This window comes from Pseudomonas sp. LFS074 (assembly GCF_047978165.1).
GTDB lineage: Bacteria > Pseudomonadota > Gammaproteobacteria > Pseudomonadales > Pseudomonadaceae > Aquipseudomonas > Aquipseudomonas putida_P.
The window spans coordinates 292,336-305,480 of the sequence record NZ_JBFPFV010000002.1; the positions used below are offsets into that span (position 1 = coordinate 292,336).

The 13,145-nt window shown below is 63.3% G+C and carries 13 protein-coding genes; 5 read left to right on the forward strand and 8 right to left on the reverse strand.

All coding sequences use genetic code 11. The features are described 5' to 3' along the window. Positions 1-11: 11 nt before the first annotated feature. From ACNQP3_RS19485 to ACNQP3_RS19515, 7 genes are all read right to left on the reverse strand, one after another. Positions 12-806: a DUF4892 domain-containing protein gene (locus ACNQP3_RS19485; RefSeq protein WP_012273330.1), complete on the reverse strand. Its 795-nt coding sequence runs from the start codon at positions 804-806 to the stop codon at positions 12-14. Positions 807-915: 109 nt separating this feature from the next. Further along, a complete protein-coding gene (locus ACNQP3_RS19490; protein WP_012273331.1) occupies positions 916-1,770 on the reverse strand; it encodes an alpha/beta hydrolase in 855 nt (284 codons plus the stop codon). Next, positions 1,767-2,534, reverse strand: a complete 768-nt coding sequence (locus tag ACNQP3_RS19495; RefSeq protein WP_264316351.1) for an alpha/beta fold hydrolase — start codon at positions 2,532-2,534, stop codon at positions 1,767-1,769. Before ACNQP3_RS19495 ends, ACNQP3_RS19490 begins: the two co-directional genes overlap by 4 nt. Before the next feature lie 92 nt (positions 2,535-2,626). Then, the gene (locus tag ACNQP3_RS19500; RefSeq protein ID WP_041166758.1) at positions 2,627-3,001 is read right to left on the reverse strand and encodes a hypothetical protein; all 375 of its coding nucleotides are present in this window, start codon (positions 2,999-3,001) and stop codon (positions 2,627-2,629) included. A 129-nt stretch (positions 3,002-3,130) separates the two neighbouring features. After that, positions 3,131-3,589 (reverse strand): phosphohistidine phosphatase SixA, encoded by a 459-nt coding sequence (gene sixA, locus ACNQP3_RS19505; RefSeq protein ID WP_060514472.1) that lies wholly within the window; start codon positions 3,587-3,589, stop codon positions 3,131-3,133. Beyond that, entirely contained in the window at positions 3,586-3,933 is a 348-nt protein-coding gene (locus tag ACNQP3_RS19510) for a DUF4389 domain-containing protein (RefSeq protein ID WP_060514473.1), read from the reverse strand. The genes sixA and ACNQP3_RS19510 overlap by 4 nt, the downstream gene beginning before the upstream one ends. Before the next feature lie 36 nt (positions 3,934-3,969). Then, entirely contained in the window at positions 3,970-4,995 is a 1,026-nt protein-coding gene (locus ACNQP3_RS19515; protein WP_060493908.1) for an NAD(P)H-dependent glycerol-3-phosphate dehydrogenase, read from the reverse strand. A 115-nt stretch (positions 4,996-5,110) separates the two neighbouring features. Here ACNQP3_RS19515 and ACNQP3_RS19520 point away from each other — a divergent pair, with 115 nt between their 5' ends. From ACNQP3_RS19520 to fabB, 5 genes are all read left to right on the forward strand, one after another. After that, a complete protein-coding gene (locus ACNQP3_RS19520) occupies positions 5,111-7,258 on the forward strand; it encodes a TonB-dependent receptor plug domain-containing protein (RefSeq protein ID WP_264316352.1) in 2,148 nt (715 codons plus the stop codon). Continuing rightward, positions 7,258-8,148, forward strand: a complete 891-nt coding sequence (locus ACNQP3_RS19525; protein ID WP_012273338.1) for an ABC transporter substrate-binding protein — start codon at positions 7,258-7,260, stop codon at positions 8,146-8,148. The genes ACNQP3_RS19520 and ACNQP3_RS19525 overlap by 1 nt, the downstream gene beginning before the upstream one ends. Further along, a complete protein-coding gene (locus tag ACNQP3_RS19530) occupies positions 8,145-10,076 on the forward strand; it encodes an ATP-binding protein (protein WP_264316353.1) in 1,932 nt (643 codons plus the stop codon). The genes ACNQP3_RS19525 and ACNQP3_RS19530 overlap by 4 nt, the downstream gene beginning before the upstream one ends. A 207-nt stretch (positions 10,077-10,283) precedes the next feature. After that, positions 10,284-10,799, forward strand: a complete 516-nt coding sequence (gene fabA, locus ACNQP3_RS19535; protein WP_012273340.1) for a 3-hydroxyacyl-[acyl-carrier-protein] dehydratase FabA — start codon at positions 10,284-10,286, stop codon at positions 10,797-10,799. An 11-nt stretch (positions 10,800-10,810) separates the two neighbouring features. Further along, positions 10,811-12,031 carry a beta-ketoacyl-ACP synthase I gene (gene fabB, locus ACNQP3_RS19540; protein ID WP_012273341.1) on the forward strand — a complete coding sequence of 407 codons (1,221 nt, stop codon included), beginning with the start codon at positions 10,811-10,813 and terminating at the stop codon, positions 12,029-12,031. Between the two features lie 67 nt (positions 12,032-12,098). Here the strand turns inward: fabB and ACNQP3_RS19545 are convergent, their stop codons facing one another. After that, positions 12,099-13,103, reverse strand: coding sequence for an amidohydrolase family protein (locus tag ACNQP3_RS19545; RefSeq protein ID WP_264316354.1), 1,005 nt, complete (start codon positions 13,101-13,103; stop codon positions 12,099-12,101). Positions 13,104-13,145: the final 42 nt, after the last annotated feature.

Below are 13,145 nucleotides of genomic sequence, written 5' to 3' on the forward strand. Positions count from 1 at the left end.
GTGGCGCTCGTTCAACGGATCAGTTCAAGGTGCAGGCCGTCTGTAGGCGCACTGCCGACTTCAAGACGGCCATTGCGCACCCCGGCCTTGATCAGCGCCTCGCGCCAGGCTTCGGCCTGGGCGCCGCTGAGGCTGGCGCGCAAGGTGCTGTCGAGGTTCAGGCTGCGGGCCAGCAGGTTCACCCAGGTGTCTTGCGGCGCAGCAAGGTCAGGGTAGTCGAGCTTGCCGGTGTCGCGCATTTCGCGCAGCACCGTGGCGGCGGTGGGCAGCAGCTCGCCCAGCGGGCTGCCGGCGACGAACTCTTCCACATGCAGGTAGGCACGGCGGTTGCCACGGGTAACGCTGTACAGCGCAACCAGGGTGTCGGCCTCGTCCGCGGAGCGGCGTAGCAGGATGAACGCCTGCTGCTCGTCGCCACCGTTGAGGCGGGCATTGGCGAACACGTCGTTGGCCCACAGGCTAGCCTCACCGCAATCGCGCCCCTGGCACCAGAACAATGGGTAGCCACCGTCGCGCTGCAGTTCTTCGCGGGCACTGGTGAAGGCTTCGCGGGCAGTACGCTCGACGGGCAACTCGTAGGTCACCGAGCTGACTTGGCCACGGCTCTCGACCTTGTCGTCGACCCGCAGGCGACCACTGATCTTGCGTAGCGGGCCCATCGGGTAGACGCGCTCCTGCTCCACGGCCGGACGCTGGTCGACAACCTTGGCGTCCTGCGGTACCGGCAAGCCGCCGGCCCACAATAGGGGGCTGGCGAACGCCAGGCAGGCGGTGATGGCGTTACGGATGGCAACAGGCGCGCTCATTGGCGAACCAGGCGGCGCTTAGCGCCGGAAAGAAGCTCCAGGATGTCTGGCAGTTGCATGGTTGTCTCCCTGTTCAACCCGCCAAGCCTCGACACTTGTCCGGTGCAAGTCAAGCAAAGCCAAAGAAGCGATTGATACAGTCTGCGACAAGGGCCGCGCCCTGCTCATCGTTCAGGTGCAGGTGATGGCCGCCGGGCAGCGTCACCTGCTCAAAGGGTAGCTGCTCCAGTAGCGCCGTGTGGCGCGCCAGCATGCCGTCGGCAGCCACCAGCAACTGCGCCGGGCAGCTCACCCGACGCACATGGGCCATGGCCTGTGCTTCACTCAGGCGCACCGGTGATGGCAGTGTCAGGCGGCTGTCGCTACGCCAGCTGTAGCCACCGGGCACCGGCATAAGGCCACGCTGGGCCAGCAGCTCGGCCGCCTCACGGCTGACCGCGACCATGCCTTTCATCCGGGCATGCACACCATCCTCCAGTGTCGCGTACACCGACTTGCGCTTGCCATCCAGCCGCAACTGGGCCTGCAGTGCCATCCCCAAGCGCTCGCCTGCATCCTGCTCGGCGCCGGTCGGGGGGATGACACCGTCGATCAACGCCAGGTGGCTGACCCGGTCGGGCAAGGCACCGGCCAGTTGTACCGAAATGATTGCGCCAAGCGAATGGCCCAGCAGGGCGAAACGCTGCCAACCCAACTGCTCGGCAACGCGCAGCACATCATGGGCATAGTCGGCCAGGGCGTAACCGGCGCCAAGCGGGCGGTGCTCCGAGTAACCGTGCCCGGCCAGGTCCAGGGCGACGATGCGCAGCCCTTTCAGTCGCGGCGCCAGGCGGGCGAAGCTATTGGCGTTGTCCAACCAGCCATGCAAGGCAATCACTGGCAGCCCGTCTTCAGGGCCGAACAAGTGCGCAGCCAGTTCGATATGGCCCAGGCTCAGGCGGATTTCCTCGACCTGCGCGCTCATGCCTGGCTCCAGCGGTCGAACAGCCCCTTGATCAGGCTGGCGGTGTCGGCCGGGCGCTCCAGCGGGAACATGTGCCCACCCGGTACGCTGTGGTATTCACCTTTGAGCATGCCGCGCACTGCCAGGGTATGGTGGCGGCGAATGACATTGCTACGGTCGCCACGCACCATGGCCAGCGGCACCTGCAACTGCCGTGCGGGGGCTGGGCTGGTATGAGGGATGCTGCGGTAGATGCTGATTTCCGTAGCCGGGTCGAAGCGCAACTGCAGGCCGTGCTCTACATAAGCGTCGAGGCAGTCGGGATCGAAATGGCGGAACAGTGACTTGCCGGCGAAATAGTCCCGGGCGCTGTCACGGTCCTTGAAGGTTTCGCGGCGCCCCAAGGTGCGCCCGGCGGGGGTGATTCGGTCGATGAAGCCCAAGCGCTTGGCAGTGCGCAGCAGCCACTGGTCGGCACGGGTGAGCACGGGGGAATCGAGCATCACCACCCCACGGTAGTACTCGGGGCAGCGCAAGGCGGCGTGCAGGTGCAGCACCCCACCCAGCGAATGGCCGACGCCCCAGATGGGCTGATCCTGTTGCGCCAGGTGATGCAACAGCTCATCGACCAGGCTTTGCCAGTTTTCGTCCACCGGAAAACGAGGATCATGCGCGTGCTGGGCCAGGTGCTGCACCTGATAGTCCGGCGCCAGCGCTGCGAACAGCTTGCCGTAGGTGGCCGAGGGGAAACCATTGGCATGGGCGAAGAAGATCTGCTGCGACATGGCGCCAGGTCCGCACGGGAGTGATGGCCTATTGTCGGCATCCCGGTGCGGTTCGGCAATGTCCGTAAAGGTCATCGGCGAGGGCTATCAGGTCATGCCGAGCGGTCGAAGCTGCTCAGCGAACGGCGCAGGCAGGCTTGCATGTAGGCCAGTTGGCTCTCCAGCGCTTCGCGGGCCAGGCGCTGGTCGTGATAGTCCAGTTGCAGCCGGCGCAAGGCCAGGCAACTGGTTTGCAACAGGTGGGAGACACGTATGCAGGCGTCCTGCAGGGCGCGCAGGTCCAGCTCGCTTTGCTGCCTGACAGCAGGTTCCAGTTCGAGGTTGCCGTTTACCGTGTGCATCAGGTGGTAAAGCTTGGCGTCGGCCGATTCGCGCAGCAGGCTGTATTGCGCGAAATCCAGCGAAGTACCCTGATCAACCTGGTCTATGGTGGGTTGCAGGTCCAGGGAGCTCAATAGCTCCCGCATCACACCGCTCATTCGCTGCTCCCTGCCTGATTGACTTTGAGCAACGCTAGCAAGAGGCCATAAAGCGCGGCAACTGGCAAAAATACCAGTTGCCTTCTTGATGGCCAGGGCCACCGTGCAACACCAAGCTCAACCCGGTGAGCTGATCACCCGAAGCGTCATGAGCCCTGCCAGTGGCCAATCCCCTTCCAGCTCCGCCAGGCTGGCAGTGCTCATGGCTGCCGGCTGCTGCTTGTGACCATGCTCCAGCACTCCGACCAAGGTGCCCACCAACGGCTGGTGGCTGACCAGCAGTACATGCTCAAGCCCCAGGCGTTCGAGCTCGCCGATGACCTGCTGCACATCACTCTCGGGCGTCAGCCAAGGCACGGTGCGCACCGGCTCGGCGAAGCCCAGGGTGTCATGCACCAGCACCGCCGTCTGCTGTGCGCGCACGTAAGGGCTGGCGATGATGGCCTGCAACGGTTGCCCCAGCAGGCGAGCGGCGCTGTGCAGCACCTGCTCGCGGCCATGGGCGGTCAGCCGGCGCTCGGCATCGGTATTGGCCCGTGGCTCCGCTTCCCCGTGGCGCAGCACCCACAGTTTCACAGCTTGGGTTCCTCGTCACGCACCGGGTGTGGGGCCGGGGCCACGGCATGGGCGGCTTCACCTTCGGGCGCACGCGGGGCCGGCCAGTCCGCGAACGGCCAGGGCTTCTGGTCGCTGTGGAAGCTGCCAAAACGGCCGATTTGCGCCAGGTACTGGCTCAAGCTATCGCCGAAGTTCATCAGGCTGGCACTGGGCGCGCCGTACACCAGACGGTAGATCAGCTGGACCAGCACCAGGCCACCCAGCAGCAGTTCGGCCAGTTGCCAGACCACCAGGAACACCAGCATCCACAGGACCCGCAGGATGATCGACTCGCGCTGGGCGCGTTCGGGCGTATCGTTCATGTGTTGCTCCTTGCTTGTGTCAGAGCCACCAAGGGCTCAGTTGAAACCGCTGATGGAAATGAAGTCGACATCGGTTTTGGGCTCGGCACGCATCAGGTGCTCGATCACTTGGTTCAAGGTGCGCCCTTCGAACAGAATGGCATGCAGGCCAGCCACCAGCGGCATGTACACCTGCACTTCCTGAGCCTTGGCCTTGAGCACCTTGAGCGTGTTGACCCCTTCGGCCACTTCGCCCAGGCGGTTGACCGCCTCTTCCAGGCTGTGCCCCTCGCCCAGCGCGTAGCCAACCTGATAGTTGCGGCTCTTGGGCGAGGAGCAGGTGACGATCAGGTCACCGACACCGGCCAGGCCGAGGAAGGTCATGGGGTTGGCACCTTGGCTGACAGCAAAGCGCGTCATTTCAGCCAAGGCCCGGGTAATCAGCATGCTCTTGGTGTTCTCGCCCATCCCCAAGGCCACGGCCATGCCGGCAATGATCGCGTAGACGTTCTTCAGCGCCCCGCCCAGTTCGACGCCAAAACGGTCGGCACTGGCGTAGACGCGGAAGGTACGCCCGTGCAGCACGGCCTGCACCTGCTGGCACAGCTTTTCGTCTTCACTGGCCACCACTGTGGCAGTCAGTGCGTGTTCGGCGATCTCGCGCGCCAGGTTGGGCCCCGACAACACGCCAATACGCGCCTGGGGGGCGATTTCTTCAAGTATCTGGCTCATCAGTTTGAAGCTTTGCGCTTCGATGCCTTTGGTCAGGCTGACCAGGCCCTTGCCGCGCAGCAACTCGGCATGCGGTGCCAGCACGCTGCGCAACGCGCTCGATGGCAGGGCCACGAAGACCAACTCGCTGGCCTGCAGGGTAGCGAGCAGGTCGTTGACCGGTTCGACGCCATCGTGCAGGCGGATGCCCTTGAGGTAGCGCGGATTCTCGCGATTGACGCGCATGGCCTCGGCCTGCGCCGGGTCGCGCATCCATTGGCGCACTGGCACACCGTTTTCCGCCAGCAGGTTCGCCACGGCGGTGCCGAAGCTGCCGCCTCCCAGAACTGCAACAGGTTGCTGTTCAGTCATATCCAATCCGTTAAAGCCAAAAGTTAAGTGGCGACCCCGCCATTATACGGCTCGCCTGCTACAGAACCAGTACAGGTAACCCAGATCACTGGCAAATACGCCAAGGTCAGTTACCATGCCTGTTTCAACTCTGATACAAGGCTGCTCCGTGTTCCCTGGCACGCCCCCGTACCCGCGCCTGCTCATACTGACTGCCCTGCTCGGTGGCCCAGCCGTGGCCGACGACCTGTTCATCGACACGTCCGACCTGCCACAGGTTCTGACCGCCACACGCCTGAAACAATCCCCGGCGGCGGTCCCGGGCAGCATGACGGTCCTCGACAGCGAGCTGATCCGCGCCAGCGGTGCCCGTGACATCCCTGAGCTGCTGCGCCTGGTACCCGGCATGATGATCGGCTACGGTGCCGGCAACCAGCCCACGGTCAACTACCACGGCAGCAACGTCAACGACGCACGCCGCATGCAGGTTTTGATCGATGGCCGCTCGGTGTACCGCGCAGGCCTGGCCACGGTTGACTGGAGCGACATTCCCCTGGCCATGGAGGATATCGAGCGCATCGAGGTGTTCCGCGGCCCAAACACCGTCAGCTACGGCGCCAACGCCCTGATGGCGGTGGTGAACATCCTCACCCGCAACCCCGCCGACAGCCATGGCACGCGGCTGAAGGTGACCCGCGGCCAGGATGGCATCAACGATTTCTACGCCAGCCACGGCTTTGGCTGGGACGGCGGTGACATGCGCCTGTCGGTGTCGGGCCAGCAAGACGACGGCTTCGATGAAAACCAGTTCGGCCAGGACTACCGCGACAGCCGCCGCCTGACCCGCTTCAACCTCAGTGCCAGCCACAACCTGGCGGTTGACCAGACCCTGGAATGGCAACTGGCGGCAAAGGAAGGTAGCAACCAGCGGCCTTATACCTATCAGCCGGTGTTCGCCAAGTACGAGGCAGGCAACAACGCAGACGTCAATGCCAAGGACTATGCCGGCTCGTTGCGCTGGACCAAGGATTTCAGTTCCGAGCACAGCCTCTATATTCAGGGTTCGGCGCAGCATTTCGATCGCCAGCAGGTATGGCGCGCCTGTGATGCCCTAGAATCGTTCAGCGCCGAACTGACCCAGCTCTGGCAAATGAACCCCGACTTTGCCGAAAAAGTAGCGCGCGGTGTCGCCCTGGGCGACCTGCCAACGACCAGCGACCCGGTGTTGAGTGCCCTCTCGAACAAAGTGCAGGAGCAATGGAAGGCCGGCGGCAACCAGCCGGTCTGCGGCGATGTCGACCAGAGCACCCGCGAAACCCGCTACGACCTGGAGATCCAGGATACCCTGAGCCTGACCGACAGCCTTCGCCTGCTCAGTGGCATGAACTACCGCTATGACCGTGCCGACTCGCAGACCTACTTCAACGGCAGCCTCGACGACCAGACCTGGCGCCTGTTCGGCCAGCTGGAGTGGCGCGCCGACGAGCACTGGATCCTTCAGGGCGGGGCCATGTTCGAAGACTCGCGCCTGTCTGGCAGCTCGCTGACGCCACGTGTCGCGGTCAACTACCTGATCACCCCACGCCATGGCCTGCGTGCGGTGTATTCCGAGGCAGTGCGCTCGCCCGACATGTTCGAGAACAACGTCAACTGGAGCTACACGGTCAAGAACCTCAGCACCAACGCGTTCGGCCAGCAGCACGGTGAATACTTCGTCAAGACCCGTGGCCCCGGCGACCTCGACCAGGAACGCATGCGCTCGCGCGAGCTGGGCTACAACGGCTTTTTCAGCGACATTGGCTTGAACATGGATGTGAAGCTGTTCTACGACGAGATCACCGGCATGATCAGTGAACCGCTGAAGAACAACCAGTACATCGCCAGCAACGCCAACAAGGCCCGGTTCAGCGGCAGCGAGGCACAATTGGATTGGCGCCCGACCCTGCGCGACCGCCTGCGCCTGACTTACGCCTACGTCGATGCCTGGGCCAGCAACCCCGACGACCGCCGCCTCAGCGCCCACAACAGCGGCTCGGCCGGGTGGATGCGCGAATGGGGTGCCGGCTGGTCGAGTGCACTGTTCTACTACGGCGACGATGCTCTCAACCAGTACCGCTATGAACGCCTGGACCTACGCCTGGCCAAGCGCTTTCGAGTGGTTGGCAGCAACCTGGAGCTGGCAGCGCTGTGGCAGCAGCGCCTGGACGACGAGCCAACCACGGCAGTCCAGAACCGCTTCGACAGCCGCCACCGCCTGAGCGTCAGCGCGGAGCTGGAGTTCTGATGGCCCTGTTGCTGCGCCTGTTGCTGCTGTGCCTGTGGCCGCTGGGGCCACTGTCGGCCAGTGAAATCCTGCTGGTGGGGGCTGAGGACCAGCCCGGTATCCGCAGTTTCGTCGCCGCGCTGGAAAGCCGTCGGCCCCACGATCATGTGCATTTCCAGACCACAGCCGACCTGCCGCGCCCGAGCAAGCTCAAAGCCGACCAGCGTTTGATCCTGCTCGACAGCTCCGCACTGGAGTGGCGGCTGGGCGAAACCGCCGGCCCACCGGCCCTGGCCATGCGGGTCAGCCGGGTACAGGCTGAACAGCGCCTGGGAAAGTCGCGCCCCGCGTTTCTCACCTTGCTGTGGAGTGACGCGCCGTTGGGCCGGCAATTGCGCCTGACGCGCTACCTGCTGCCGCAGGCCCAGCGCATTGGGGTGTTGTACGGTGAGCACAGCAGTTTTCTGCTCGACGAGTTGCGCCATGCCGCACGCCCCCTAGGCCTGGAGATCATCGCCCAGGACTGGTCCGACCCGCGTGACAGCCGGCCGCTGCAGCATCTGCTGGGTAGCAGCGATGTGCTGCTGGGCCTGGACGACCCCAACCTGTACAACTCCAAGACCGCGAAGAACCTGCTGCTGAGCAGCTATGGTCGACAGATGGCCCTGATCGGGCCGAACGCCGGTTTTGTTCGCGCCGGCGCCCTGGCCAGCACCTACAGCGATCAGGACGACTGGCTGGCGGAGCTCGACCAGTTGCTCGATCAGCCGCCTGCGCGCTGGCCGCGCAGCCTGTACCCGACACGCTATGGCGTCAGTGGCAACCAGCAGGTGGCCCGCGCCCTGGGCCTTGAACCGATCGATCCGAACGCCGCCGCCAAGGCCCTGGCCGCAGGAGACCCCACCCCATGACCAAGCGCTTGAGCTGGGACATTCATACCCGCACCCAGATCATCAGCCTCGGCCCTGCCCTGCTGCTGACCTTGCTGTTGATCAGCTTCTTTACCTTCGTGCGTATCCAGGACCTGCGCCAGGAACTCAACCACACCGGGCAACTGATCGCCAACCAGTTGGCACCGGCGTCGGAGTACGGGGTGATTTCGGGCAACAACGAAGTACTTGAAGGGCTGATGCGCGCCACCCTCAGCATCCCGCATGTGCGTTTTCTGGAAGTGCAGGACAGCCGCAACCACATCCTCGTGTACGTGGAGCAGTCCGACGAAAGCGCCAACCGCGCACAACAGGTAGAAGTGTTCCAGGCGCCCATCCGCCTGCAACAGATCCGCCTGGACAACGATTTCCTGCAACAGGGCAAGGCCACCACCCCGGCCATTGGTGACGACTACCTGGGCCGGGTGATAGTCGGCATGTCCGATGATGCCTTCAGCCAGCGGCAACAGGAAATCGTGATCAAGGCCGGGATCCTTGCACTGTTCGCCCTGCTGTTCACCTTTTTGCTGGCTCGCCGCCTGGCCCTGAGCCTGGCCAAGCCGATCAGCGACATGGGGCATGCGGTCAAGGCCATTCAGCAGGGCGAGTACAACACCCCCTTGCCGGTGGTGGACGACAGCGAACTGGGCCACCTGGCGCGTCACATCAACAACCTGGCCAGCGCCCTGGAACAGGCCAGCGATGAACAGAAGCAGGCCATTGCCGAATTGATCCAGGCTCGCGAGGAGGCTGAACAGGCCAACCGCGCGAAATCGGACTTCCTGGCCATGATGAGCCATGAGCTGCGCACACCGATGAATGGCGTGCTAGGCATGCTGCAGTTGCTGGAAACCACACCGCTGAGCAGCGAGCAGGCCGATTACACGGCAGTGGCCAGCGAGTCCACCGGGCATTTGCTGAAGGTCATCAACGACATCCTCGACTTTTCGCGTATCGAGCGCGCCGCGCTGCAACTGGAGCACATCGACTTCAATCTCGGCGAGTTGATCACCAGCAGTGTCCAGTCGTTCCAGCACAGCGCCCAGCAGCGCGGCCTGGGCCTGCACCTGCAACTGCCGGCCGGCTTCGAGCAACTGCAGGTGAACGGCGACCCCACGCGCATCCGCCAAATCCTGCTGAACCTGATAGGCAACGCCCTGAAATTCACAGAACGCGGGCAGGTACAGGTCGAAGCACGTTGGCAGGTACTCGATCGGCAACTGATCTGGCTGACCTGCAGCGTGCGCGACACCGGCATCGGCATCGACAGCGACCGCCTGGAAATGATGTTCATCGCTTTCCAGCAGGCCGACAGCTCGATTTCCCGCCGTTATGGCGGCACCGGGCTGGGGCTTTCGATCGCCCGCACCTTGGCCGAGCGCATGGGCGGCAAGCTGCGCGGTGAAAGCCGTGAGGGCCTGGGGTCGACTTTCACCCTGGAAATGCCACTGGCCCTCGCCACCCCTGCCCCCGTCCCACTGAAGCCGCCCACCACTGCGCCAACGATAGTGCCCGACAATGATCAGGTACTGCTGGTAGAGGACAACCCGGTCAACCAAAGCGTCATCGAGGCCATGCTGCGCAGCCTGGGGCTTGTGGTATGCACGGCCGAGGATGGCCTTGAGGCGGTCGACCTGGTTGGCCAGCAGCGCTTCGCCGCCGTGCTGATGGATTGCCGCCTGCCACACCTGGACGGCTATGAAGCCACCCGGCGCATCCGCCAGTTGCCCAACGGCGCCGGGCTACCGATCATCGCCCTGACCGCCAACGCCTTGCAGGGCGACCGCGAGCGTTGCATGGCCGCTGGCATGGACGACTACCTGAGCAAACCCTTGCGCCGCACCGAACTGCAGCGGGTGCTGCAGCGCTGGTTACCCGGTCGGACAACCGCGACTGGCGATAAATGCTAAAGTGCGGCAGTCTTAAACACTGGACAGGACCTTCATCGGACCTGAAAATAGACGTTTCAGTGCACACCTGTACTTCTTTCGGCAGGTGCGCTGTGACTTTCACCACAACGCAATAGTCTACCTGTAGGCTGCCGTCTCGAAGCCATTGGTTTTCGGGCCGGCCGGGAAGATTCATCCCCTGCCACAGGGGGTTATTGAGGAGCTCGCATGACCAAACAACACGCCTTTACTCGGGAAGACCTGCTGCGCTGCAGTCGCGGTGAGCTGTTCGGCCCAGGTAATGCGCAACTGCCCGCGCCGAACATGCTGATGGTCGATCGCATCACCCATATCAGCGAAGAAGGCGGCAAGTACGGCAAAGGTGAATTGGTCGCCGAGCTGGATATCACCCCGGACCTGTGGTTCTTCGCCTGCCATTTCGAAGGCGATCCGGTCATGCCGGGCTGCCTGGGCCTTGACGCCATGTGGCAGCTGGTCGGCTTCTTCCTGGGCTGGCAGGGTCTGCCAGGCCGTGGCCGCGCGCTGGGTTCGGGCGAAGTGAAGTTCTTTGGCCAGGTATTGCCTAGCGCCAAGAAAGTCACCTACAACATTCACATCAAGCGCGTCCTGAAGGGCAAGCTGAACATGGCCATCGCCGATGGCTCGGTCAGCGTCGACGGCCGCGAGATCTACACTGCCGAAGGCCTGCGGGTCGGCGTGTTCACCTCCACTGACAATTTCTAAGGGTTATTCGCATGCGCCGCGTCGTTATCACTGGTCTGGGCATCGTATCGTGCCTGGGCAATGACAAAGAGACCGTCACCGAAAACCTGCGTAACAGCCGTCCGGGTATCCGTTTCAACCCGGAATACAAGGAAATGGGGCTGCGCAGCCAGGTTTCCGGGTCCATCGACCTCAACCTCGAAGAACTGATCGACCGCAAGGTCTACCGCTTCGTCGGCCACGCCGCGGCCTACGCCTATCTGGCGATGCAGGACGCGATCAAGGACGCTGGCCTGACCGAAGAGCAGGTTTCCAACCCGCGTACTGGCCTGGTGGCTGGCTCCGGCGGCGCCTCGACCCTGAACCAGATGGAAGCGCTGGACACCCTGCGCGAGAAAGGCGTCAAGCGCGTCGGCCCGTACCGCGTTACCCGCACCATGGGCAGCACCGTTTCGGCGTGCCTGGCCACTCCGTTCAAGATCAAGGGCCTGAACTACTCGATCTCGTCGGCCTGCGCCACTTCGGCACACTGCATCGGCACCGCCCTGGAGCAGATCCAGTGGGGCAAGCAAGACATCGTCTTCGCCGGTGGTGGTGAAGAAGAGCACTGGAGCCAGTCGTTCCTGTTCGATGCCATGGGCGCCCTGTCGACCAAACGCAACGAAACCCCGGAACTGGCTTCGCGCGCCTATGACGCCGACCGTGATGGCTTCGTCATCGCAGGTGGCGGCGGCATGGTGGTGGTCGAGGAGCTGGAACACGCCCTGGCCCGTGGCGCCAAGATCTACGCCGAAATCGTTGGCTACGGTGCAACTTCCGACGGCTATGACATGGTTGCCCCGAGCGGCGAAGGTGCCATCCGCTGCATGCAGCAGGCGCTGGCTACCGTCGACACCCCGATCGACTACCTGAACACCCACGGTACTTCGACTCCGGTCGGTGACGTGGCCGAGATCAAAGGTGTTCGCGCCGTGTTCGGCGACAAGGCACCGAAGATCAGCTCGACCAAGAGCCTGTCGGGCCACTCGCTGGGCGCCGCCGGCGTGCACGAGGCGATCTACTGCCTGCTGATGATGGAAAACAACTTCATCGCCGGCTCCGCCAACATCGATGAGCTGGACCCAGAGGTCGCCGACCTGCCAATCCTGCGTAACACCGAAGAAAACGCCAAGATCGACACGGTCATGAGCAACAGCTTCGGCTTCGGCGGCACAAACGCCACCCTGGTGCTCAAGCGCTGGGAAGGCAAGTAAGACGCTACTGCGGTAAATGAAAACGCCCCGACTGGTTCGGGGCGTTTTTATTTTTAACCTGTCGCACTTATTTCTGCCTGGGCAGTACAGCCAGAAAGTTATCGCGGACCACTTTGTTGGCCACCTCTATCGGCAAGGCATCCAGAAACGGCTTGAACCCGTGCATCTGCTCACCCAGGCTGCCAAACCGCCCCACCACATCCGACCCCAGCATGAACCGCTCTGGATAGCGCTCGACCAGCGCCAGCCATTCCTTGCGCGGCACGCCTTTGTCATCCAGCAGATAAGGCTGCAGCACACTCCACGACAGGTCGACATACAAGTTCGGGTAGTCCTCCAGCAATCGCGTGAGCACCGGCAACAGAAAACCCATCTGCGTCTGGTGGCGGTGTATCTCCATGCTGCTGCCCGCATGCGCCCAGATGAACCGTGTATGCGGGTGATTGCGCAGTGGCTCTTCAATCTCCGCCAGGTACAGCGGGTTGCGCTCGCGCTTGGAGGTGATGTTGGAATGCAGGAGCACCGGCAGGTCACGCTCGGCCGCCAAATGGTAGATACGCGTCATGGCCTCGTTGTTGGCGCGCGGTGTGTCGCCACTGGTCAGCGCGGTCAGGTCATCGTGGCGGGTGAACACCTCGCCAATGCCCTGCCATAACCCCGGGTTCATTTCGAGCATACGCTCGATGTGGCTGACAGCGTTCTTGTCCACCGGGTTGAAGCCGGTCAAAAACGGATGAAAGCGTTTTCGTTGCTCAATCGGCAACTGCTCCAGGGCCGCTGCCACATAGGTGTCGGTGGCGCTGTACCAATAGGCATCGGCGTCGTCACCGGCGTAATAGCGTGGGCGCTTGGGTTCGTCTTCGTGCCATTTCTTGGCCACTGGAATGCCGGAAATCATCGACTGCTCGATGCCTGCGGCGTCCATGGCCTTGAGCAACGCCGGCATGCCTTCGCTTTCCTGAAAGAAGTCGACGTAGTGCAGGTGGGCGTCGCTGTAGCGGTAGTCGCGCGCGTGTGCCGCCTGGCAAAGCGAGGCAGACAACATTACGCAGGCCAGCGCTCTGGCAATCATGGGCTGCTTCCTTCTACAAATACGAGAACAGTAGACCGGCCG